Raw genomic sequence first — 22,275 nt, 5'->3', positions numbered from 1 at the left:
TGTTTCCCTTCCGTGGTGGGCTAGGCAGCCTCGCCGGTGCTGACCTTCAGCGGTACGAAGCAGAGCGCGACGACGGCCAGCACTCCTGCTGCTGCGAAAACGTAGAACCCGGCCGGGTAGGCGATATTTGCCGCTACCAGGGTTCCGGTCACGGCCGGACCCACAATCGCACCGAGCCGACCGACTCCGGCAGCAAAGCCCAGGGCCGTTCCGCGGAGCCGCGCTGGAAACAGCTGGCTCACCCAGGCGTACACCAAAACCTGCGAGCTGAAGACGAAAATGCCGGTGACAAAGACGGCTGCGTTGAGGAGCATCTCATTCGGAATTTTGACGCTAAGGATTGCCAGAAGCACCGCCGACAATCCGAACCACAGCAGCACAATCCTTTTGGTGCCATGCTTGTCGGCCAGGAATCCGGCCAGGAACAGTCCTCCTACGGCACCTAGATTGAGGACAAGAAGCAGGGTCAGGCCGGTGCTCACCGGGTACCCGGCGGCTGCCATCAACTGTGGAAGCCAAGTGTTCAACCCGTAGACCAGCAGCAGCCCCATGAACGAGGCAATGCCGATGCCCGCCGCGATCAGCGGATAGGGCTTTTGCAGCAGATCCTTGAATCCGGTCTTGGATTCCGCTTCCAGGGTTTTTGCGGAAGGCCCGACGCCGGACGCTCCTCCCGCGCTCGTCTCCAGTTTTGGCTGGGCTGCTGGGGGTAGCGACGTGGTGCCAGGAAGCGACTCGGGCAGCTTGGCCCAGAGGAATGGGAGAAGGACCAGCCCGGCGACGCCGCCGATGATGAACATCAACCGCCAGTTGGGGACGATGAGAATGGCCAGCAGCGCCGTAGCCACCGCCCCCACGTGATACCCGGTCATGGTCCGCGTTGTGGACTTCCCCGCGGATCCCGCAGGTGCGTAGTCGTTCATGTAGGCCAGGGCTGCGGGAAGGCACGCGCCCAACCCCAGGCCGGCCAGCAGCCGCAGGGCGGAGAAGACCGCGACGTTGGGCGCGAAGGCTACGGCGATAGTGAAAACCGAGAATCCGGCTACACAGGCGATGAGCAGCTTTCGCCGGCCGAAGGTGTCTGACAGTGGAGCGATGAACAAGGCGCCCAAGCCTACGCCGACCAGGGAAATGGTGGCAGCGAAGGTTGCCCCTACAGCATCGAATCCCAGCTCGCCGGTCTTGATCAGGGTGGGAATCACGGTTCCCAGGACCACCAGGTCGAACCCGTCCAGGACCATGGCCAGCCAGCATAACCACACAGGCCAGGCAGAGCGTTGGGAAGATGGCATCGTTGTCATGGCAGTCCTCGGTGATTCGACAGTGAATTCTTGACCGCCTGAACGATCGGTCAACTATGAGATTTGTATCACCGACTTGTGTCATCCGGCTCACGCTCTACCATTGAATGGAAGTGCGCAAGTGCGGCACCTCGTCCCAGGAGCGGAGGGTGACATGGCCAACTCATCCTCAGGAGACTCTGTGATCGACAGGGTCGTCCGGGTTATCGAAGCGTTCCCTGAAGGCGTCACGTCACTTCAGCTGTCCGAATTAGCTGACAGGGCGGGGCTTCCCTTGTCCTCGGCCCATCGGCTGATCCGTCAGCTTTCCCATCATGGCTTGCTGGACCTGGGCGCGGGCGGGAACGTCAGGCTTGGCTTGCGACTCTGGGAGCTCGTCAATCGCAATTCGCCCACACTCGCGCTTCGCCAGGCGGCCATGCCGTTCATGGAGGACATTCAGCAGGTCCTGAATCAGAACGTCAACCTGGCGGTTCTTGACGGATGGGAAGCCTTGTTCGTGGAGCGCCTCTCGCGGCGGGGATCCGTGGCCAACCGCGCTAAAATTGCCGGCCGCATGCCGGTCCATATCTCGTCGGCAGGCTTGGCCCTGATGTCACATCAACCACGGGAGCTGAAGGCCGAGTACCTGCAGCAGTTCCAAGACCCAGCCGGGAAGGTGAGTACCGACGTCGTACGTCACATTCTGGCCGAAGCAGCCCAGAATGGATACGCGCAACTTGCCGGCGTAGTTGATCCGGATACGTGGGGAATCGCGGTGCCGGTGGTGAATTCGAAGAGTCGGACTGTAGCGGCCCTGGGGGTGGTGGTGCCCCTGGCGGAGATGAGGCTCCAAGCCTTGGTGCCCGCTCTCCAGACGGCCGCGAGAGGAATCGGCCGCCAGCTCGCTTAGCCCAGTGGGTTCCGTTGAACGGAATCCCTGTAACGGAGATCACCTGGTCCGGGCCACACTGATGTCAGACCCATCCCGCCCACACCGCGGGAGCCGCGATGAAGCGAGGAAATCATGACACGCACACCGATCACCACCCAAGTAGCCATCATGGGCGCCGGCCCCGCCGGGCTGATGCTCTCCCATCTTCTGGCCAAGCAGGGCATCGAGTCCGTGGTGGTGGAAATCCGGAGCCGGAAGGATATCCAAGAGACTGTCCGGGCGGGAATCCTGGAACACGGGACGGTGGACCTTTTGGTGGACTCGGGAGTGTCCGACAGGGTGCTGCGGGAAGGTGACCGCCACGACGGGATCGAGCTCCGCTTCAACGGTGAGAGCCACCGCATCAATTTCAAAGAACTGGTGGGTGAATCCGTATGGCTTTACCCGCAGACCGATGTCTTCATGGATCTTGCAGCCCGCCGGGAAGCGGACGGCGGGGCGGTTCATTACAGCGTCACGGACACCGCGGTCCACGATCTCGAGGGTAAACCGAAAGTCTGGTTCACGGATTCCGAGGGCCGGGAGTTCGAGATCCAAGCCGACTTCCTGGTGGGCGCTGATGGGTCGCGGAGCCACTGCCGGTTCCAGATTCCCGAAGCCAACCGGAAATGGTACTTCCACGAGTACCCCTTCGCCTGGTTCGGAATCCTTGCACAAGCACCCCGAAGCTCCGACGAGCTGATTTATGCCAACTCCGACAATGGGTTTGCCCTGATCAGCCAGCGTACGGAAAACGTCCAGCGGATGTACTTCCAGTGCGATCCGAAAGAGAACGTTGCTGAATGGGACGACGAACGGATCTGGGGTGAATTCCGTAAGCGCGTCAACGGCAACGGATTCGAGCTCAAAGAGGGGCCCGTCCTGGAAAAGATGGTGCTGCCGTTCCGGAGCTTCGTGCACACGCCCATGCGATATGGCAACCTCTTCCTCGCAGGCGATGCCGCCCACACTGTTCCCCCGACGGGCGCCAAGGGCCTGAACCTGGCCATCCACGATGTCAAAGTGCTCTTCGAGGGCTTGGACTCCTTCTACTCCAACGGCTCCACTGCGCTGCTCGACTCCTACAGCGACAGGGCGCTGGAACGCGTATGGAAAGCCCAGCACTTCTCTTATTGGATGACGTCGATGCTGCACACCGTGCCCGGAGCTGACGACTTTGATCGCGCGCGCCAACTCGGGGAGCTGCGCTCGGTTGTTTCCAGCGACCACGGCAAGGCATACCTGTCTGAGGCGTACACAGGCTGGCCGACGTCGCGCTAAGTACCAAACGCGGGTTGTTGCAGGGATCCCCGGGTTTTCCCGGGGGTCCCTTTCTGTATGTGCAGCCCTGTGAGTCCCAGGACAACGGGGTCTGGGTGTGGGGGTGCCCGGGTTGTGGGTGGTGTTTAGGTTCTGAGTGGTGTGTGGTGGTGGTTTCGTCGGGGTGTTTGGCGGGGGTCGATGTGGGGTGGCGGGATGAACCAGGGGGCGCCGGTGGTCATGTCGATGCGCCATTGTTCTTTGTGGATGAGGTGGTGGTGGTGGCTGCACAGGAGGGCGCCGTTGTGTGTTCCGGTGGTGCCCCCTTGTGACCAGTAGGTGATGTGGTGTGCTTCGCACCAGGGTGCGGGCATGGTGCAGTCGGGGAAGGTGCAGCCGCCGTCGCGGGCGGTGATGGCTTTGCGGATGTGGGGTGGGAAGATCCGGGTGGTGCGGCCGATGTCCAGGATCTCGGAGCCGGTGCCGAGGAGGACGGGGAGGATGTCGGCGTCGCAGGCGATTTTGCGGATGGTGTTGGGGTGGATCGGGCCGGTGAAGGTGGCGATTGCTGTGCTGGTGGGGTTAGTGGCGGTTCTGGTGCTGGCGGGTCCTGTGTTGGATTGTCTTGGGTTGGTGGGGGTGAGGTGGTGGAGGAGGTCGCGGTGGTCGATGGTGACCATGATGTGGGGTTTGAGTCCGCCGTTGGCGGGGAGTTTTCCGGTGCTCATGGCGAGGCTGCAGGCTCCGACGAGTCCGTCGAGGAGTTTCTGGGCGCGTGATCGGCGGTCCAGTTCCGGGGCGGGGGCGCTGGCGCCGGCTGCTGTATTGCCTGCCGCGGTGTTGACCGCCGCGGTGTTGCCCGCAGTGTTGCCTGCCGCGGTGTTGCCCGCGGTGTTGCCTGCCGATGTGCTGCCCGCGGTGTCAGTGTCAGTATCGGTGGGTGCGGGGGTGAGTCGGGGGTTGGTGGCGACGTTCATGGCGGTGGTGAGGGTTTCGAATTGCTCGGCGGTGGCGAAGATTTCGAGGTAGTGGAGCCCGTTGCGGCGTCGATTGCGGACGAATGCTCCCTGCAGTTGCCGGAGTGCCTCTTCTGAGGGTTCCGGACCATCCTGGTCGAGTGCATCAACCCAACGCTTGGCAACCTTGTTCAGGAAATCGGGGTCGGCCTCGGCTGCTGTAGCGGTGAGGGCATGCTCCACTCGCGCCAAAGTGGCGGGGTCCGTGAGGTGCCGGACGGTGTCCAAAGTAGTGGTGATAATGCTCGCTGACCGTGAGGATATGTCTCCGGTGGCAGCTGCCGCGGCAAGTTCTTCGGTTCGGGCGGGAATCTCCTGCCCCAACAGCCCCGTCTGGGGGAGCAGGAACGGGGCAAGGGTGAGCCTGCCCCGGGCCTCGTGGATTCCGATCCGCAGCCGCGCGCGAAGGAACTCGGAGGCGTTCCGGTACCCGTCATTCAGTGAGCTGCCTGCTTCATCCCGGGTCCGAGCGACGGCATGGGCTGCGATGATCTTCAGGTATTCGAGGCTTCGGGAGATTTCTTCGATCCGGGCGGCGAAGTCGGAAGCCTCCGCAAGGCCGAACCCTCGAGCCAGCCCGGCTGCGTCCTGCCTCATCGCGGCGACGGCCTCCGCGCAGTCCTCAAGTGCGTCGGTCGGCGCAGTATCAGCAACGAGCGTGGCGCCAGCAGAATCTGCCGTCCCGCCTGCTTTCCACCCGTTGCTCTCCATCCCTCCACTCTGGCACCCGGCCGCCACCATCAGCAGGCCCCATTGCCCCTATGTGGAAAACCCCACCTAACAGGCCAAGGGGACCACGGCCTGCAAGTAGCCGAAACTCCGAAACCTACTCGGTGACACCCAGCCTGTGGTCCATGCCGGCCTGATCCACCTTCCGGTGAAACCGCATGCCCGCCTTGCCCCCGAGGATTGCCCCAAGAAGGGGTGCCACCAACGCTATGGCCAGCCCGATAAGGCCGCTGGCGGTCAGAAGGCTTCCGTCGATGGGTATCTGCGGTGCACCGTTGAGGTTGCCGAGAATGTTGAACTGGCTCCCCGCAACTGCAGCGAGGATGGCAACCACCACGGCAATGATGATGCCCCAGAGCCACACTGCCAGGCCCTGCTTGGTGCCGTCGAAGCGGGCCATGCGGCCGGCAACGTAGCCGCCGCAGAAATACGCCAGGAGCAGGATGACAGCCAGGATGATGCCGCTGGCGATCCCCAGGGTTTGCACGCTATTTGCAGCCTGATCGGCGTTTGCTTGGTTCGCCGCGCCAACTCCCACCCCGATCGCGGTGGCCAGGGCGGTCAGCAGGACGGTCATTCCGATCGCTGTCAGCCAGCCAAAGAACGCCGAGCCCCACTTGATGCCGCCAAACCGCTCCTTTTCTGCGGCAACAACATCGTTCCTGAGTCCTCGCGCGGTGCTTGATCCAGCGGTGTTTTCCTCAACCATGTCAGCTCCTTCTCCGTGACTCTTCCAGAAAACACCGCCAACAGCCACAAAGCAAGGATGCTTACTAAGTTCGTGGAACGGTCCGGGTCGGAAGTGCCGGAACTCAGGGCGCCTGCGATGCCGCGGCCGAGGGCTCCAGGTCGGCCAGGGTGAGCAGATGCGCAGGCTGGTCTGGGAACGGCGTGGAAGATGACATCTCCAGGGTGGGACCAACACGGATCAGCTGCCCGGAATCCATGGGCAACCACCCGGGGTTGTGGTCCATGGGCTCGGTGGCGAAGAGGACGTGTTGGCTCTTGGCCAATTCCGTGCTCCGGGAGCGGATCCGGTGGCTGCGAGCGTCCATGGGTGCGGGGGGATCGGGGGCCAGCTCCGGGTCCCTTTTCAGTACATAGAGCGGGTGGGTGGCCGGATACCGCAGGGCCCACATCTGGCCGGCGGTGGACAGTATGAAGTTGAGGCTGAACACCGGTAACTCCTGGGCTATCCACTGAATGGCCTTCACGATCCCCAGTCCGACGTCGCCGTTGGATTGCCGGGTTTCGGCGGTGATGAGGGCAAACAACCGCTCGCTGTCGGATTGCCCCTTCACCAGATCCAACACTCCGTAGGACGCGAGCCGATCATCCAGTTCATCCAGTCCGTGCAGGACTCCGTTATGCGCGAACAACCTCCCGTCCTGCTCGAAGGGGTGGGTGTTTGCAAGGGTGAGGGCGCCGGTACTGGCGTATCGAACGTGGGCCAGGAACGTGGTGCTTCGCAGGTCGCGGGCTTCGCGGGCGAAGGCGTGATCCTCCCAGGCCGCCAAAGGCTGCTTCGCCACCCTGGGTGACCCGTCGGCGTCGAACGTTCCTATGCCGGCTCCGTCCGGCTCCCGCCTGCTTTGCTCGGAAAGGCTGTCCGGGGCGTCCAGGAGCCAGAAGGTGGCGCGGACGGGTACGGAACCGGCGTGCAACCCAAAGAGCCTGCACATGGTCAGCGGATCTTCATGGGGATCAGGGTCCTCCGGCGGGTCACGGGATGACGGCGGGTCAAGGAATTAACGACGAAAGCCAAGGAAAGCATCAGTGGTGGAAGCCCTCTGCCTGCTTGGTTGCGGGCATGGGAGCCGTGAGGCTGTCCAGATAGTCCACTTCCTTTTTGAGGTCCCCCAGGAAACTCGCCGCCAGGTCCTTGGTGAAACCGTTGCGGACCACAATCCGCTGCACCGTGACCTCCTGCAACCCGTCCGGCAGCGGATAGGCGGGTACCAGCCAGCCATTCATCCGCAGGCGTTCGGAAAGATGGTGCAGGTTCCAGTTTTCGGTGTGGCCCGGCGTGAGCTGCCAGGCGAAGACCGGGATATCGGAGCCGTCGCTCCACAGGGTGAAGGCATCCATCTGGCCGATTTCGTGGGACAGGTACAGCGCAACGTCCCGGCATGCGGCCTGGACCGCCCGGTAGCCGGCAAAGCCAAGCCGGAGGAAGAGGTAATACTGCAGCAGGACCTGCGCACCGGGCCGGGAAAAGTTCAGGGCGAACGTGGGCATGTCACCGCCGAGGTAGCTGACGTGGAAGATCAGATCCTCGGGAAGTGCCGCAGCGTCCCGCCACACCACCCATCCCAGTCCGGGGTACACCAGGCCGTATTTGTGGCCCGATGTGTTGATGGAAGCCACCCTGGGAAGGCGGAAGTCCCAGACGGTCTGTGGCTGCAGGAACGGCGCCACCATGGCCCCGGAAGCACCATCAACGTGGATGGGGATGTCCAGGCCGCGCCGGTCCTGAATGACATCGAGGGCGGCCGAGATGCGCTCCACCGGCTCGTAGGCGCCCGTGTAGGTGACCCCCATGATCGCCACCACCCCAATGGTGTTTTCGTCCACGTACTGGTCAAGGTCATGCCCATCCAGCACAGGGTGTTCAGTGGACACCGGGACGTACCGTGGCTCTATGTCCCAGTAATTGCAGAACTTTTCCCAGCACACCTGCACGGCTGAACTCAGTATCAGGTTTGGTTTATCCGCCCTCAATCCGGCCGCCCGACGAGCGTGCTGCCACCGGCGTTTCAGCGCCAGCCCGCCCAGCATGCACGCTTCCGAGGATCCGATGGTGGAGGTTCCGATGCTCTTTTCAGGGTCCGGGGCGTTCCACAGATCGGCCAGCATCCGCCAGCACCGTGTTTCAATCAGCGCAGTTTGCGGGTATTCGTCCTTGTCGATCATGTTCTTGTCGAACGTTTCGGCGTAGAGCTTGGACGCCTCGGGCTCCATCCAGGTACCCACAAACGTGGCGAGATTCAGGCGGGAGTTTCCGTCCAGCATCGCCTCGTCATGGACAACCTGATAGGCGGTGGAGGGAAGCGCCTCGCCCTCCGGGATGGTGAAGCGGGGGAAGATGCTCGATTCTCCGGGCCTGCAGAAAAGCGGATTAAGTTCGACGGCGGTATCCGGCTGATGGTGCGAGGTTCGGTGGGATCTGCTCATGCGGGCTCCTGGGACTCGTCTGCTGGATTGGTCCGTGGGCGCGTGCGCACTGCCACCAGCAATGCGCGCTGCCACCAGCACTAACCGCCAGGACCAAAACCTGTCTGCCGATCACGCTACCCGTGACGGACTCCTGGCCCAAGACTCCTGGGCGGCCACAAGGAGAATCTTTCGCCAAGCCCTTGCCACGCGAGCAATAAGCATGCTTATGATCATGGTGTTCCGTGGCCAGGCAGGTCGACTCCGGGTCCCCGCCGGCGTTCGGAAACCATGCCCGGTGATGAAGCCCGATTGGGACTCGGTGAACGCCCGACGGCGGGAGGGCGCCGTCGGGCGCTTGCCAACCTGCTGCCGCTACCGCAGCAGCAATAGCGATGGGACGATTTGAGCATGGGCGAACAAGAGCACGAGGAGCCCGACGCGCCGTCAAGTGCAGCGTTGGAAGACCGGGGGGACCCCACAACCCAGCAAATGAGGACAGTGGGGCAGCGGCGGCGTGAAGCCGAACGCAAGCTGGACCTGCATCTGGAAGAAGCCAGCCACAAAGGCCATCCGCAAGCTACCGAAGGCGGGGATCGTTCTGGAACATAGAGCCGCCTGCTTGTCCGGGATGCTTCGGCCGTCCCAAGAGGGTATCGCTGCTGTGGGCTTGCCCGTGGTGGAGTTGCATGGCGCTGTGGATCAGCGGGAAGTGGCTGAAGGCCTGCGGCGTGTTTCCCAACTGCCGGCCAACCGTTGGATCCCATTCCTCACTCAGCAGGCCCACATCGTTGCGCAAGGTGAGCAACCGTTCGAAGAGATCGGTGGATTCCTCTGCGCGGCCGATTCCCAACAACGCATCCACCAGCCAGAACGAACAGGCAAGGAAAACGCCTTCATCGCCCGGCAGCCCGTCGTGTCCTGATTCCGTCCGGTACCGGAGCACAAATCCGTCCTCGGTGAGGTCCCTCTGGATGGCTTCGACCATTCCCTCAACCCGGGGATGACGGTGCGGAAGGAAGCCCACCCGCGGTATGAGCAGCAGGCTGGCGTCCAGTTCCTTGCTGCCATAGGCCTGCACAAAGGTGTTGCGTTCCTGGTCGAACCCCTTGGTCATCACGTCGGCGTGGATTTCGCTGCGCAGCGCGGCCCACCTGTCGTGCGGGCCGGGCAATCCGGAGGAGCGGACGCCCTTGACCATGCGGTCCGCTGCCACCCAGGCCATGACCTTGGAGTGGGTGAAATGCTGCCGGGGACCCCGCATTTCCCATAGCCCGTTGTCCGGCTTGTCCCAGGCACCTTCCAAGTACTCCATGAGGGCAATCTGGATGTCCCAGGAGTTGTCCACGGTTCCGGCAGGTGAAGCCGCACGGGTCAGGGAGAGTCCGTCCAGGACCTCGCCCCAGACGTCCAACTGCAATTGCGGAGCGGCGGCGTTGCCTGTGCGGACCGGCGCCGAGCCTTCGTAACCGGAGAGCCAGGGGATGTCCGTTTCCGGAAGCCGCCTCGCTCCATCCACGCTGTAGACGATCTGCAGCTCGGAGGGATCGCCGGCGATGGCACGCAGCAGCCATTCACGCCAGGCGGACGCTTCCTCGGTGTAACCGGCGGCCAGCAAGGACTGCAATGTCAGGGTGGCGTCCCGGAGCCAGCAATAGCGGTAGTCCCAGTTGCGGGGACCCCCGATTTGTTCAGGCAGCGACGTGGTGGCGGCGGCAACGATGCCTCCGGTGGGTGCGTAGGTCAGGGCCTTGAGTGTGATCAGGGAGCGCTCCACGGGCTCCTTGTATTTGCCGGCCATCTCACTGCGGCCGATCCATTCCAGCCAGAAGGACGCGGTGGTGCCCAGGGCGCGGAAGGGGTCGATCCTCCGCGGCTCGCGCTCGTGGCTGGGTGCCCACCGGAGCACGAACGGCACCCGTTCTCCAGCGCGGACCGTGAAGTTGCTGTATGTCCGTTTGTCGCGGCCCTCCAGCGTCACCGGCGTGGTGAGGTAGGCCGAGTCCGGACCCGCTACCGCGCTGATTCCGTGCGGTCCGTGCCGCACCCACGGCACCACGCGTCCGTAGTCGAACCGCAACACCAGTTCCATCTGCATGGCAACCTCGCCGCTGACGCCTTCCACGATCCTCACCAGGTCAACGGCGTCATCCCGGACCGGCATAAAGTCGATCACCCGGACGGATCCACCGTCCACCTCCCACTCGGTCTCAAGGATGAGCGTGTCTTCCTTGTACCGGCGGCGGGTGGACATCCCGCCGTCGGGAGTTCCTGCCGGCGAGATGAGCCAGCGTCCTGCGTCGGGCGAATCGAGCAGCGCTGCAAAGCAGGCAGGTGAATCAAAGCGCGGAAGGCACATCCAGTCAATGGACCCATCGCGGCCCACCAAAGCAGCAGTATTCAGGTCCCCGATGAGCGCGTAGTCCTCGATTTTGGCCATGCGTCCGATCCTAACCCTGCTCCAGTGGAAGCAGCCGGGAGCGCGCGGGCTGTTCACGCGGGCAGGTGTTTCTGCACCTGGACCCTGGTCCCGGCGGTGGGCCCGTGCTACCACTGAGGGTAGGAACAATCCCCGGGAGTAGCCATGGCTTCAGATCTGCCCGTCCTTGTTGTTGGTGCCACTGGTTTTCTGGGCGGCCAAGTGGTTGATGAGCTTCTCAAACGCGGGAAAAAGGTCCGGGCTTTGGTGCGCGCCGGGTCCGCCGCGGACAAGCTCCGGGCCAAGGGCGTGGAAATCTCGCGGGGTGACCTGCTGGACGCCGGATCGCTGATTGCTGCCATGGCCGGGGTCTCAGCCGTGGTGTCCTCGGCGGCCGGCTACACGCGGAATGACAAGAACGCGAAAGCCATAGACACCTTTGGGTACAGCAACCTGGCCGTCGCCGCCCGGTATGCGGAGGTTCCCCGTGTTGTCCTGGTCAGCATCGTCACCAGCGACCAGACGCCGCAGATCCCGCACTTTTGGAACAAGTTCCTTGCCGAGGACGCCCTGGCACAACAGGGCGTCCCGTTCGTGGCGCTGCGGCCCGGAGCTTTCTTTGACCAGATGGCCACCATGGGAGGAAGCAACCCGTTCGCCAAAGGACGTTTAACGTGGCTGGGGTCCAAGGAGGTGCCGCTCACGTTCGTCTTGGCCAGCGATCTGGCCGGGTACCTTGCGGCTGCCGTGGATGCGGACGTGGCTGATGGGGAAAGGATCGACGTCGGCTGGTCCCGTCCCGTCAGCATTGCCGAAGTGGCCACGTTGATGGAATCCCATGCCGGTAAGCCCATCAAAGTCGTGGCCGTGCCGGAAAACCTCCTCATAGGACTGGGCAAAGTCACGTCCAAGGTGGTTCCCCTGGTCAGCGACATGGCCAGCATGGTGGCGTGGTGGGACACCGGCAAGTACGTCGGCGACACCACAAGGCAGGGTGAGGTCTTCGGACCCGTTCCGACGCCGGAGGAAGCTGTTGCGCGCTTGGCGGCCCGTTTCAACCGGTGAACCCGCCTGGCGGATGTCTGGCGAAGAATGCAGTAGATAAGTATCCTTACGTTACATATGCGGCCGGCACCCCTCCGCCGGCCGGACAACGCTGAGGAGCACGTCATGAGAATTGGTTCTTCCATTGCCCTGATCGCCATTGGCGCCATTCTGGCTTTCGCACTCGCCCCCGGACTCATTCCCTTCCTTGACCAGGTTTTGGTTGGCTACATTCTGATGGTGGTGGGCGTCATCGGCCTGATCATCTCCATAGCCATGTCCAGCCGCACCCGGCGCACCGTGGTGGAGCGGCGCACCGCGCCCGCCACCATCGTTGAGCACCGCCCGGAGGTCTAAAGCGCGTCGTCCAGCACGGCGAAACGCTGCGGCGCGACGGCGTAGGCTGATCCCATGGAGACAACTTTCGACATTGAGCCGGTCAACCAGAACGAGTATTTGGTGCGCTGGGCCTCCGAGGGTCAAACGGGTGAATCCTTGGTCCACACCAACCCCGACTTCCTTGCGGAGGCCGGCCTGGATGGATCTGATGAGCAGAAGATCGTTGAGGAAACCACGGCCTACATGGCGGAGCACCAGCCGGTGATTGATTTCCCCCAGACGGTTGATCTGGAAGAAATTGCTGCGGCGTATGGCGACTATGCCGAGAAGCTCAAGTCGCGCCTGGAAGCCCGCTAAGACTCAGCTGCGGAGCGGCGTTCCTTAGCTGCGGACGTCGGCAGTCAAACGCTCTCCGTTGAAGTACTCCAGTTCCCAGCCCTCGGAGACGTGATGGTGGGCCAGATTCAAGGCTGCGTTGTGGACGTGATCCAGGGTGCGTCCAATGGCCCTGTTCAGGGTGAGGCGGATCAGCGTTCCGTGCGCCACCACCAGAACCCGCTTGCCGGCGAATTCCTTGGCCAGATCCTCCAATGCGCCGATCCCACGGCCGGCTGCGGCGTCGTCACTTTCGCCGCCCTGGAAGCCGCCCGGAATCCGCAGTGCTTCAAGCTCGGGGCCGGCCTGCAATCCCTCTGCCGGGCCAAAGCTTCTTTCCGTGAGGTCCGGGACCAGCCGCGTTACCGTCATCCCCAGGCCTTCGGCGATGATTTCTGCTGTTTCAGCGGCGCGGCCCAGGGGCGAGGACACGATTGCGTCCCACGGCTGTCCGGAAAGGACGGCCACGGCATCACGTGCCTGGCCGCGGCCGACGTCGTTCAGGGGGATGTCCGTTGACCCTTGCAGCCGGCGCTCCGCATTCCAGTCGGTCTGGCCGTGACGGATGAGGGCAAACGTTGTGAGGGTCATGCCTTCCATTGTGCCCTGCAAGGAGGCCGGCCGCAGTTGGTCAGGTCACGTAGCAGTGCTGTTTATGAATCCACGCATTGCCTTTACCGCTAGTTAATAAGTATCCTGATTACTGATCTGGTGAACCGGATGATGCTGTTTGGGCTGGGTGCTGCCCTGGCCTGACGTTTGCTGAAGCAGCCGGCAACGTGGCCGCCGTGAAAGTTTGAACAACGGTATTACGTGGTGTCGGCAGACCGTCGTTGGTGTGCGCGGCCAGGTAGGGCCTGAAGGGCGTGACAATTCGTGGGCAACAAAGAACAGGCAGTGGACTCTCCTGTCCCCGATTCCATTGACGACACCTTGGACGGCCGGTACCAGTTGGGGCCGCTCCTTGGCAGGGGCGCCATGTCCACTGTGTACCGGGCAACCGATCTCTTGTTGGGCCGCGACGTCGCCATCAAGATTTTCCTTCCCGGCTCCGGCGACGACTCTTTCCGGGAGCGGCAAAAGACAGAGATGCGGCTGCTTGCCGCCTTTGACCACCCGGGACTGGTGGCCGCCTTCGACGCCGGAGTTGATACCCGCAACAACGAAGAGCGCGCCTACCTGGTGATGGAACTTGCCGAAGGCCGGGATCTGCGTGCGGTGCTGGGCGAAGGGCCCCTGACGATTCCGGAGGCGGTCCGGGTAGGCCTACAGATCGCCGGCGCCCTGTCCCAGGTTCACGGCCACGGCGTTATTCACCGGGATATCAAGCCGGCCAACATCCTGGTATCCGACGACGACGGCCTGGCCCGGATGGTGAAGCTGGCGGACTTTGGCGTGGCGTTGGTGATGAACGACAACCGGCTGACTGCCACGGGCTTTACCGTGGGCACAGCCCAATACCTGAGCCCGGAACAAGCACAGGGCCTTGCCCTGACTCCTGCCAGCGATATCTATTCACTGGGCTTGGTCCTGTTGGAAAGCCTCACAGGTGTGGCCGAGTACCCCGGAACCCCGGTGGAAACAGCTTCGGCCCGTCTGCACCGTGCGCCCACCATCCCCGCCGAATTGCCGGCGCCGCTGCGTGCATTGCTCGAAGCGATGACGGTCATGGACCCCTCGAAGCGTCCATCCGCAGCAGATGTGGAAGTCGCCTTGGCCCAGGACGACATCCAGGCCGGGCGCCGGACGGCGATCCTGCCCCCAGTGCCGACCCGCCAACCTGGCCGGTCGGCTGCGGAACGCAAGGTTTCGGCGGGAACCCGGAAGCAGGCCATGGTGGCCAGCGCCGAAAAGGGGCGCACCCGGCGTCGTGCTGTGTGGAGTGTTGCCGCAGCAGCGGTGACTGTGCCCCTTGCGTTGCTGATCGTCACCCAAGGTTTGAAGCCCGCCGGGACCACCGCTGATGACTCTGTCCCGGTGGAATCCGGAATTTCGCAGGCGGATCCGCAGCCCTCCTCTCCGCTGCCGTCCGTACCGACAGACAGTGAACCAGCCAACGGTGCAGCGGGAGACGGTGCAGCGGGAGACAGCGTGACGGGGAACGGCGTGCAGGACCCGGACGCTGGCCCCGTGGACGCCGTTAATCTCCAACAACCCGCCCAACAACCCGCACAGCAAGTGCCAGCCCAGCAGGATCCGGCAGTTCAGCAGCCAGTCCCGGGAGCCGGCCAGGGAAATGCCGGCCAGGGGAACAGCGGGAATATGGGAAATCCCGGGGCCAAAGGTAACGGCAAGAACCAAAAACCGGAGAACCCCAAGGAAAAGGGCTCCGGAAAGCCCTAGTCAGTGTCCGGACGGAAAACTGACGGACACTGTGGTTCCGCCTCCGGGAGTTTCTGTCAGGCTGAGCTCGCCTCCGTGCGCCTTGGCAATGTTGCTGCAGGTTGCCAAACCGAGCCCCGATCCGGGGCCGTCGCCGTCACGCCGCAAACGCACCAGCGGCTCCAGGACTTTGGCCCGGTCCTCCGGGGCAATGCCCTTGCCGTTGTCCGCCACGTAGACGGTGGCGCCGTGATAGTTGGACACACCACTGATCCGGATCCGCGGGTGGCGATCAGGGCTGCTGTAGTTCAGGGCGTTGGACAGAAGGTTCTGGAGCAGCGTCCGGAGTTGTCCACGGTCTGCCCGGAGGGCAAGGTCCTCCACGTCCACAATGTGCCGGTCTTCCAAGCCCAAGTCCCGGACTACTTCCTCGGTGACATCCCTGAGGGAGACTGTGGCCGGCTGGATACCGCCACCAATGCGTGAGTAGCTCAGGACGTCTTCCAGCATGCCCAGCATGCGCCGCCCGCTGGCGGCAATCCTTTCCAGGTAGTTGGCTGCGATGCTGTCCGTGGGAACATCCGGATCATCTTCCACCAGTTCCACGTAACCGAGGATGGTGGTCAGGGGGATCCGCAGGTCGTGGCTGACCCGTCCCGCGAAGCCGGCCAGTTTGGCGTTGCTGTTCTGCAGTTCCGCATACGCGCGGTCCAACTGCGCCGTGCGGTGCTGGAGTTCCAGCAGTTCAACCACTTGTTTGGCCAAGACCTCCAGTATGCCCACTTGTTCCGGGCTCAGCTCATTGGTTTTGTCCGAAAAAACGCAGAGGGTTCCCGGGACGAATCCTGATTCCGTCTGAAGGGGAACGGAGGCGTAGAAGCGGACTTTCCCTATTTCCCCGGTAACAAAAGGGTTGTCGGCAAAGCGGGGGTCCTTTGATGCGTCGGCAACCACCGTGCGCTCACGGGAGAGGAAAACTTTGGCGCACATGGAATCCTCGCGGGAGCACACGCCGGGCTCAACTCCCCACGCGCCAATTTGATGCTGGTATTCGGCGCTGATGATGTTCACCACGCCATAGGGAGCGCCGCACAGTTCGGTGGCCAGCCGCACCAGGTTCTGCAGGGCGCTCATCACGGCGGCGTTGGGAAGCAAGGTGGACTCCACCCGGGGATCCAGGCCGTACTCCAGCAATTCAAGATCGCGGCTCACGTCGTCGGTGAAGGACAACGCCCCCCGAACTTCAGTCATTAGATTCAAACCCCCAGGTCATTTCCGCGTTCCTGCCGATACTACCGGCCACGCGCCCCTTTCCAGCTGCTTCGCCCTGGCACTTTCCTGGCGGACGTCAATTACTGGCCCATCTGGACCACGGAAACGTCGACGGCGGCGCGGCGGGGCAAGAGGTGCCTGCGGACAGCGGCGGCTACTTCGCGGGCAACGGCGGGCGCCGGATGCGGAGCCGACACGCCGATCCGTGCCTTCACGGAGAGGGCGCCCTTGGACTCGGTGACACCGATCAGGGGGACGGCGTCACCGGTCACAGCGGACATGGCGGCGCCGGCTATCGACTGCCAGAGCGGCTGGGACGGATAAACGGCGCTGACTCCCGCCACAGCGTTCACCACTGCCAGCAGTTCCTCGGCCAGGCCTGGTGCAGGAATCGAGGCTACTGCCGGAGGGCGGGTGGCAGCGTTGGTATCTGCCGCTTCCAAGGGCTCGGTCATGGCTGCTCCTCCAGGTCGGATTGTGGTGGGTCGACGCGTTCCAGGATGTCGGTGACGCTGATATTGATGGCGTCGATGGTCAGTTCTGTGTGAATGGACAGTGCTTCCTCCAGCTGATCCCGCAACTCCGCGGCCCGTGTCACCAAAGGATTGCCGTAGACCACCGCAATTTCCACCTCAACGGTGATGGGTGCTCCGGGCACAGTGACGTCACCGTGGAGCCGGCATTTACCGGCGGCGGTTCCGGGCAGGGAATCAGCCACGGAGCGGATCAGGGCCGAAACGGAGCCTTCGGTCTCCCACAAAGTGTCTTCCGGGTGTTCTGCCTCAAGGGGGATGCTGCGCCCGGCCCTTAGCTCCAGCTTCAGGTTGTCCAGTATGGACTGCATCCAATCGTCGGTGCCGGATCCCGCCTCAGCTACGTCGGCTGAGACGAGGTCGCTGCCCAACGCGGACAGTTTGCGCAAGGATGCCAGGCCGGCCTGGCATTCAGGGCAACTGTCCAGGTGGCGGGGATCATCAATCTCTCCCGTGTCCAGGTAGGCACTCAACTCTGCCAGGCTGTGGCCGCATTCAAGGGTGTCGCCGGGGGTGTTCATCGCCATTCCTCCATCCTGCGTGCAAGGGTGATCCGTGCGCGGGCAAGCCGTCCACGGACACTGTCCGGGCTGATGTTCAACATCTGCGCGATCTCGTCGTAGCTCTGGTCATTGAATTCCTTCAGTACCCAACAACGCCGTTGTTCCTCAGGGAGCTCAGCAAGGGCTGCTTTGAGGGCCTCGACCCGGGAACTGTTCACAGCGCTGCACTCCGGGTCCTGGGGGCGGGGCCCCCTATCGTGGTCCATCTGGTTCTCAGCATCGTCAAGGTCAACGTGGTTGCGGCGCTTGCGCAGGTGGTCAATGCTTCGGCTGCCCACAATCCGCATCAACCAGCCCTTCACCGCCGCCGGATCCCGGAGGGTATCCAGTTGCTTCCATGCCTGTACCAAGGACTCCTGCACAACGTCGTCAGCATCAGCCAGGGAACCGGTCAACCGCCGGGCGGTGGCCCGCATCAGCGGACCGTGGCGCCTGGCCAACGCTTCAAAGGCGGCGGTATCGCCATCCACGGCGCGGCCGGCCAGCAGGGCGTCGGGCACCAGTTCAAGCTGGTACCGGGCTGCTGGTGATCCAGTCACGTTAGTCCTGCCTTCCTGTGTGCGGGGTTAGGGGTGATCCTCCGTGGGCGTCAACCGGGGAGGGGAACAAGGCCGGGACGGCCCCGCCGGCCATGTGCATGGTCAGCGAAACCGTCCCGGGGGAGAAGCTACTTCTTGCTGAAGCCCTCTTTGATCTTCTGGGCAGCTTCCTTGATGTTCTCGGTGATGTCCGCAGCAGCGTCCTTCACCTTCTCGCCGGCCTGCTGGACCTTGGCCTGCGCCTGGTCCTGCTGACCTTCACGCTCAAGGGTGGAATCGCCGGTGAGCTTGCCGGCGCCTTCCTTGGCGGCGCCCAGGTGCTCTGTAGCTGCGTTGTTGATCTTGTCGTTGATTCCCATGGTGTTCCCTTTCTGGTGTGATGCGCAGTCACCGGGGGTGATGCGTTCTTTCAGGTGAAAAGCTGTTGTTGCCGGGTCAGTTGGCACGGCGGGAACCGGACACCTTGGCACGGGCGCCACTGGTGATTCGCACCAGCACTGGCATTGGATGGCCCAACCATGCATCGATTTCCTTGACCAGCTGCTCAGCGGTGTCCGCCAATTCCCGGGGGGAGGTTCCTTGGCGGGCTTCCATGCGGAGCTTCAGTGCTGTTCCGCGCCGGGTTTCCCAGGCCGAAACGGAGGATGCCAAGACATCGCGGTTACCGCTCAGGGCCTCCTGGACGGCGGAGGAGATCAGTCCCACATCCACTACCGTCCGCCCGTCGGAGCCCTCGGACTTCTCTGCTGCCCGCGGGGTGCGGCCTCCGCCTTGTGCTGCGAGCCAGGCGGCGCCCAGCACGGCTCCGATGAGGAGGATCACGACGCCGGCTACCAGCCACCAGCTCCGTACCGGCTCCGGCAAGGGAGCGGTGGTGGCCAGGGTGCGGACCTGCTCTGTGACGTTCTTTCCGATGTCCGCCCACGTGGTGGCCACTCCCGGGATGGTTCCGGCCGCGATCAGTGCGGCTCCGGCTCCCAGCAGTACTATTCCCAGAAGGGCCAACAGGAGGCGGTTCAAAGCCCGGTTGGTCTGCCTCATTGTCCTACCACCCCTTCGTTCAATACCCGGACGTTCGGGGTGACCTGACGGTCCAGCGCGTAGGTGGCCAGTTCGTCGTCGAGCACCTTTTTGACCGAGTCAAGGTCCATGGTGACGCCCGACGTCGGACGCACCTGGACGCGTACGGATCGGTTGCCAACGGTGGTTGTCACCTGGCCGGGGGCCAGGCCCGCAGCCAGCCGCGACTTGCTCGAAACTGCTGCGGCGATCACTTCGTCGTCCACTACCGTGGCCGTGCGCTCGCTGGCGAGCGCACGCCGTGACCTGCGTCCCCTGCCCACGGCCAATCCGATGACCAGGAGTCCCACAATGCCAAGCCCCGCTCCTGTGGCAACCATGCCCGCGGGAAGGGTGGTGGCCGGAAGGTCCACCAGCCACTTCAGCATCTGGGCGGGGCTGGCCAACAGGGGCTGGTCCTTGAGCAACCAGAGGATGTACTCCAGTGCCAGCCAAAGGAAGGTGACGATCAGGATGCTTGCCGCTATTACCGAGGCCAGCGCCCGCGAGGAGTGGGTTTCCCTGCGGACCATGCGCCGGAGGATCCGGTCCTGGCTCATTGCACTCTCCCTTCCTTTGGCTGTTGTGTCTTGGCTCCCAGGAGCCTGATGTCCACGCGTCCCAGTTCCATGCCCGTCAGTTCCCGACCGCGGGCCACGAGTTCCGTCCGCACTGCCTGTGCTTTCTCGAAGACCGTGGCCCGCGGGGAGTTCCCTGCGGAACTGCCCGTTGCCTGCAGCAGTGGCATGGCCAGCTTCACGGAGATGCTGACGCCGAGTTTTCCGGAGTCGTCATCCAGGTCGGCTTTGACGCTGTTCACGTCCACGCGGTAAGCGCGGGCCGCGATCGCTTCCACTGTCTTCTGCAGGGCTGTCCGGGCGATCCGGGTGTGGCCTGCCCTGGTCATGTGGAGGAGCGCTTGCCCCGGAGGGCGTCCAGCACCCCGCGAAGGTCAAGCTTTCCCTCGGCGGACCGGCCCAGGACCGCTCCGATGCCCATGAAGAGTGCTGTCAGCAGCATTCCCCAGAATCCGAATGCCAGCCCAACGATGGCCAGGACCGCGCCTATTGCCAGGCCGGATACTGTGGGGCTCATGCGACCCTCGGCTCACGGTCGGCGTCATCGTCGTCATTGTCCTCGGACGGAACGTGGATGTCGGTGATGGTGATGTTCACTTCGGTGACTTCCATGCCCACCAGGTCTTCGATGGCGTTGTAGACGGCGTCACGTGCGGCGTCGGCGACTTCCTGGAGGGGGTGCGGGTACTCGACCACCAAGGTCACGTCCACGGCAACCTGGGTCTGGCCTACTTCAACGCTCACGCCCTGTGTGAGGTCCTTCTGGCCTACCTTCTCGCGGAGGTTTCCGATGGCCCGGGCTGCGCCGCCGCCCAGGGCGTGTACGCCGGGGATCTCCTGGATGGCGATGCCTGCGATCTTGGCTACAACGCCGTCAGCAACCGTGGTTGCGCCCCGGCCGTCCTTGCCCTTGCTGAGCTCGGAACCCGTGTGCTGCTCCGGTGCGGTGGCTGCGGTGTTCTTGGCGGGTACGTCTGCGGGGGTGTGCGTCTGGTTGGTCATTGCATTCACTCCTATGCGTTGTATGGGGCGCTGTTTGCGCCTTCATGAATAAGACGGGTCCGGCACGCGAATCCTCACGCTCTTTTTTGTGTGACCTGCATCATGTTCAAAAAAGTACTTCCGAGCGACATGGAGTAGCGCATTTACCTAGACTGACATATAACTAGTCTTTCAAGGTAAAACGCAACGGAAGGGCTTCACATGACTGCGGTAATCAGCGGAGAAGTGCAGAACGGAACGATTTCCGACGTCCTGCAGGGGCACGCGGAACTGACCGTGCACACGGCGCCAGCCGTCAGGACCGGCTTCCTGGGCGAAGTGTGGACCGCCTCGGCGCGGGTGGAAAGCCTGCAGTGGGAAATGGATTCGGCCCAGGACGATCTGCTTCAGGCCCTGCGCGACGCCGCGGCGGCGGGGGCTGGGCTCCCGGATCTTTCCATCGCCTCCGGTTTGCCGTTCGCGGAACTGGAAAAACTGATCGGCTGACGACGCCGAACCCGGGATAAACCGGGAGGCGGCGGTCCAGCAGCGTGGCTACCGGCTCCTTTCCCTTCCGTTCCAACGGTGGGCTGTACCCCCAGGCTCCAGCCGCCGTCGTGATCCATAAACCTTGAGCCAATCTTGAGATGACCCGGCGTTGTTCTTGAGTACCCCGCACCATGGTTGAAGCATCAGCCATCACGGTTGAGGGAACTCCCGGAAGGACAGCTGCCATGCCTGACCAAATCACCGATTCGTCCATCAACTCCGGCGCCGCCTACACCAGGTCCGAGTCCCGTTCGGGTGCATCGGACGGCATGCTGGCTGTTGGCGACGTGGCCGGCCAAGCACGGGCCGTGGTCACAGTGCGTGAACAATACAATCCCTTGGGTGCTGGACTCCGGAGTATCTGGCCGCAGTCAGTAGTAGGTTTCTAGGCCCTTCCTCCAGAACCAGGGCGGTGGGCGCCGCCTCGTGGTTTTGAAGTGCTTCCGGTGGCACCATGGTGTGCAGTCCGTTACCAAGGAGGCGTGTCATCAAAGAGGAGATGAAAAAGGCTGCTGACGTGGCCGAGGAGGCTTCGAACTCGCATGCCTTTGCAATGGTGGCCCGGGCCGGCTTTGCCGTCAGCGGGTTGCTGCATCTGTTGATCGGTGTGATCGCACTTCAACTCGCGGTGGGTGGGGGCAGCGGTGAAGCCGACGTTTCCGGGGCTGTTGCCTCACTTGCCAGCCAACCTGTGGGTCCGGTTCTTCTCTGGGCCTGCTTCGCCGCTTGCGCCGTCCTGGCGCTGTGGCAACTGGGCAACGCGGTCCTTGGCTACCGGAACCAGTCCGACAACAAACTCACTAAACGGCTTTCCGCCGCCGGCCAAGCCGTTGTGTTCGCGGGATTGGCCGCCACGATCGTTTCCTTCGTGATGGGCAACGGCCAGAGCAGCCGTGAGTCCAGCACCGATGGGACAGCCGCCCTCATGAAGGCGCCATTCGGGGTGTTCCTGCTGGTGGCGGTGGGCGCCGCCATAGCCATCACCGGAGTGGTGTTTGCGGTGCGTGGATTCAGGAAAACCTTCACAAAGGATCTGCAGCTGTCCAGCGGGCAGACAGTGCGCAAGGTCCAAAGGGGAGTGGGCGTGGTGGGCTACATCGCCAAGGGCATAGCCCTGTTCCTGGTGGGCCTGCTGGTGGTGATCGCCGCGGTCCGCGCCCAACCCGAGCAGTCCACGGGACTGGACGGCAGCCTGAAGGCCCTCAAGGAACAGCCGTACGGGCCCTACTTGCTGGCAGCGGTGGCCGTGGGACTCATCGCTTACGGTGTCTTCCTGATGGTCAAGGCCAGGACACTGAAGACTTAGCAGGGTCTTCGTTTAGTAGTGTTG

General features: G+C 63.3%; 26 protein-coding genes. 9 read left to right on the top strand and 17 right to left on the bottom strand.

What is annotated here, in order from left to right:
• Positions 1 to 20: 20 nt before the first annotated feature.
• Positions 21 to 1,301 carry an MFS transporter gene (locus JOE60_RS17320; protein WP_167268495.1) on the bottom strand — a complete coding sequence of 427 codons (1,281 nt, stop codon included), beginning with the start codon at positions 1,299 to 1,301 and terminating at the stop codon, positions 21 to 23.
• 154 nt (positions 1,302 to 1,455) lie between these two features.
• On the opposite strand from JOE60_RS17320, the gene JOE60_RS17315 reads away from it, so the two are divergent.
• Both JOE60_RS17315 and JOE60_RS17310 read left to right on the top strand, forming a co-directional pair.
• On the top strand, positions 1,456 to 2,193 hold the full coding sequence (locus tag JOE60_RS17315; RefSeq protein ID WP_167268497.1) for an IclR family transcriptional regulator: 738 nt from the start codon (positions 1,456 to 1,458) through the stop codon (positions 2,191 to 2,193).
• 114 nt (positions 2,194 to 2,307) lie between these two features.
• Entirely contained in the window at positions 2,308 to 3,495 is a 1,188-nt protein-coding gene (locus JOE60_RS17310; RefSeq protein WP_167268499.1) for a 4-hydroxybenzoate 3-monooxygenase, read from the top strand.
• Between the two features lie 125 nt (positions 3,496 to 3,620).
• On the opposite strand, the gene JOE60_RS17305 is transcribed toward JOE60_RS17310, so the two are convergent.
• The 5 genes from JOE60_RS17305 to JOE60_RS17285 all read right to left on the bottom strand — a co-directional run bounded on the left by JOE60_RS17305 (position 3,621) and on the right by JOE60_RS17285 (position 10,812).
• A complete protein-coding gene (locus JOE60_RS17305) occupies positions 3,621 to 5,201 on the bottom strand; it encodes an HNH endonuclease signature motif containing protein (RefSeq protein ID WP_338112589.1) in 1,581 nt (526 codons plus the stop codon).
• A gap of 115 nt (positions 5,202 to 5,316) precedes the next feature.
• A complete protein-coding gene (locus JOE60_RS17300; protein ID WP_167268503.1) occupies positions 5,317 to 5,928 on the bottom strand; it encodes a hypothetical protein in 612 nt (203 codons plus the stop codon).
• A gap of 103 nt (positions 5,929 to 6,031) precedes the next feature.
• The gene (locus JOE60_RS17295; protein WP_167268505.1) at positions 6,032 to 6,901 is read right to left on the bottom strand and encodes a class II glutamine amidotransferase; all 870 of its coding nucleotides are present in this window, start codon (positions 6,899 to 6,901) and stop codon (positions 6,032 to 6,034) included.
• Between the two features lie 91 nt (positions 6,902 to 6,992).
• Positions 6,993 to 8,393, bottom strand: a complete 1,401-nt coding sequence (gad, locus tag JOE60_RS17290; RefSeq protein ID WP_167268507.1) for a glutamate decarboxylase — start codon at positions 8,391 to 8,393, stop codon at positions 6,993 to 6,995.
• 559 nt (positions 8,394 to 8,952) lie between these two features.
• Positions 8,953 to 10,812: a glycoside hydrolase family 15 protein gene (locus tag JOE60_RS17285; protein ID WP_167268511.1), complete on the bottom strand. Its 1,860-nt coding sequence runs from the start codon at positions 10,810 to 10,812 to the stop codon at positions 8,953 to 8,955.
• Positions 10,813 to 10,956: 144 nt separating this feature from the next.
• On the opposite strand from JOE60_RS17285, the gene JOE60_RS17280 reads away from it, so the two are divergent.
• From JOE60_RS17280 to JOE60_RS17270, 3 genes are all read left to right on the top strand, one after another.
• Positions 10,957 to 11,856 (top strand): SDR family oxidoreductase, encoded by a 900-nt coding sequence (locus JOE60_RS17280; RefSeq protein WP_167268513.1) that lies wholly within the window; start codon positions 10,957 to 10,959, stop codon positions 11,854 to 11,856.
• Between the two features lie 105 nt (positions 11,857 to 11,961).
• Positions 11,962 to 12,192, top strand: coding sequence for a DUF6458 family protein (locus JOE60_RS17275; RefSeq protein WP_167268515.1), 231 nt, complete (start codon positions 11,962 to 11,964; stop codon positions 12,190 to 12,192).
• 54 nt (positions 12,193 to 12,246) lie between these two features.
• Complete coding sequence (locus JOE60_RS17270) at positions 12,247 to 12,531, top strand: hypothetical protein (RefSeq protein WP_167268517.1); 285 nt, start codon at positions 12,247 to 12,249, stop codon at positions 12,529 to 12,531.
• Between the two features lie 24 nt (positions 12,532 to 12,555).
• On the opposite strand, the gene JOE60_RS17265 is transcribed toward JOE60_RS17270, so the two are convergent.
• A complete protein-coding gene (locus JOE60_RS17265) occupies positions 12,556 to 13,149 on the bottom strand; it encodes a histidine phosphatase family protein (RefSeq protein WP_167268520.1) in 594 nt (197 codons plus the stop codon).
• A gap of 276 nt (positions 13,150 to 13,425) precedes the next feature.
• On the opposite strand from JOE60_RS17265, the gene JOE60_RS17260 reads away from it, so the two are divergent.
• A complete protein-coding gene (locus tag JOE60_RS17260) occupies positions 13,426 to 14,892 on the top strand; it encodes a serine/threonine-protein kinase (protein WP_338112590.1) in 1,467 nt (488 codons plus the stop codon).
• Here the strand turns inward: JOE60_RS17260 and JOE60_RS17255 are convergent, their stop codons facing one another.
• From JOE60_RS17255 to JOE60_RS17210, 10 genes are all read right to left on the bottom strand, one after another.
• Positions 14,893 to 16,122, bottom strand: coding sequence for a GAF domain-containing sensor histidine kinase (locus JOE60_RS17255; RefSeq protein WP_167268522.1), 1,230 nt, complete (start codon positions 16,120 to 16,122; stop codon positions 14,893 to 14,895).
• Positions 16,123 to 16,223: 101 nt separating this feature from the next.
• Complete coding sequence (locus tag JOE60_RS17250) at positions 16,224 to 16,598, bottom strand: hypothetical protein (RefSeq protein WP_167268524.1); 375 nt, start codon at positions 16,596 to 16,598, stop codon at positions 16,224 to 16,226.
• Entirely contained in the window at positions 16,595 to 17,203 is a 609-nt protein-coding gene (locus tag JOE60_RS17245; RefSeq protein WP_239528899.1) for an Asp23/Gls24 family envelope stress response protein, read from the bottom strand. Before JOE60_RS17245 ends, JOE60_RS17250 begins: the two co-directional genes overlap by 4 nt.
• Positions 17,194 to 17,778, bottom strand: coding sequence for an RNA polymerase sigma factor (locus JOE60_RS17240; RefSeq protein WP_167268526.1), 585 nt, complete (start codon positions 17,776 to 17,778; stop codon positions 17,194 to 17,196). The genes JOE60_RS17245 and JOE60_RS17240 overlap by 10 nt, the downstream gene beginning before the upstream one ends.
• Before the next feature lie 128 nt (positions 17,779 to 17,906).
• The gene (locus tag JOE60_RS17235; RefSeq protein ID WP_167268528.1) at positions 17,907 to 18,137 is read right to left on the bottom strand and encodes a CsbD family protein; all 231 of its coding nucleotides are present in this window, start codon (positions 18,135 to 18,137) and stop codon (positions 17,907 to 17,909) included.
• Positions 18,138 to 18,213: 76 nt separating this feature from the next.
• A complete protein-coding gene (locus JOE60_RS17230; RefSeq protein ID WP_167268530.1) occupies positions 18,214 to 18,819 on the bottom strand; it encodes a hypothetical protein in 606 nt (201 codons plus the stop codon).
• Positions 18,816 to 19,397, bottom strand: coding sequence for an Asp23/Gls24 family envelope stress response protein (locus tag JOE60_RS17225; protein WP_167268532.1), 582 nt, complete (start codon positions 19,395 to 19,397; stop codon positions 18,816 to 18,818). Before JOE60_RS17225 ends, JOE60_RS17230 begins: the two co-directional genes overlap by 4 nt.
• Positions 19,394 to 19,744, bottom strand: coding sequence for a hypothetical protein (locus JOE60_RS17220; RefSeq protein WP_167268534.1), 351 nt, complete (start codon positions 19,742 to 19,744; stop codon positions 19,394 to 19,396). The genes JOE60_RS17225 and JOE60_RS17220 overlap by 4 nt, the downstream gene beginning before the upstream one ends.
• Positions 19,741 to 19,932 carry a DUF2273 domain-containing protein gene (locus tag JOE60_RS17215; protein WP_167268537.1) on the bottom strand — a complete coding sequence of 64 codons (192 nt, stop codon included), beginning with the start codon at positions 19,930 to 19,932 and terminating at the stop codon, positions 19,741 to 19,743. Before JOE60_RS17215 ends, JOE60_RS17220 begins: the two co-directional genes overlap by 4 nt.
• Complete coding sequence (locus tag JOE60_RS17210) at positions 19,929 to 20,417, bottom strand: Asp23/Gls24 family envelope stress response protein (RefSeq protein ID WP_167268539.1); 489 nt, start codon at positions 20,415 to 20,417, stop codon at positions 19,929 to 19,931. The genes JOE60_RS17215 and JOE60_RS17210 overlap by 4 nt, the downstream gene beginning before the upstream one ends.
• A gap of 201 nt (positions 20,418 to 20,618) precedes the next feature.
• Here JOE60_RS17210 and JOE60_RS17205 point away from each other — a divergent pair, with 201 nt between their 5' ends.
• From JOE60_RS17205 to JOE60_RS17195, 3 genes are all read left to right on the top strand, one after another.
• The gene (locus JOE60_RS17205) at positions 20,619 to 20,903 is read left to right on the top strand and encodes a hypothetical protein (RefSeq protein ID WP_167268541.1); all 285 of its coding nucleotides are present in this window, start codon (positions 20,619 to 20,621) and stop codon (positions 20,901 to 20,903) included.
• Positions 20,904 to 21,130: 227 nt separating this feature from the next.
• Entirely contained in the window at positions 21,131 to 21,334 is a 204-nt protein-coding gene (locus JOE60_RS17200; RefSeq protein ID WP_167268543.1) for a hypothetical protein, read from the top strand.
• A gap of 110 nt (positions 21,335 to 21,444) precedes the next feature.
• On the top strand, positions 21,445 to 22,251 hold the full coding sequence (locus JOE60_RS17195; protein WP_204814958.1) for a DUF1206 domain-containing protein: 807 nt from the start codon (positions 21,445 to 21,447) through the stop codon (positions 22,249 to 22,251).
• Positions 22,252 to 22,275: the final 24 nt, after the last annotated feature.

Source organism: Paenarthrobacter ilicis (genome assembly GCF_016907545.1).
Taxonomy (GTDB): domain Bacteria; phylum Actinomycetota; class Actinomycetes; order Actinomycetales; family Micrococcaceae; genus Arthrobacter; species Arthrobacter ilicis.
This window is presented reverse-complemented; position numbering and strand designations above follow the sequence as displayed.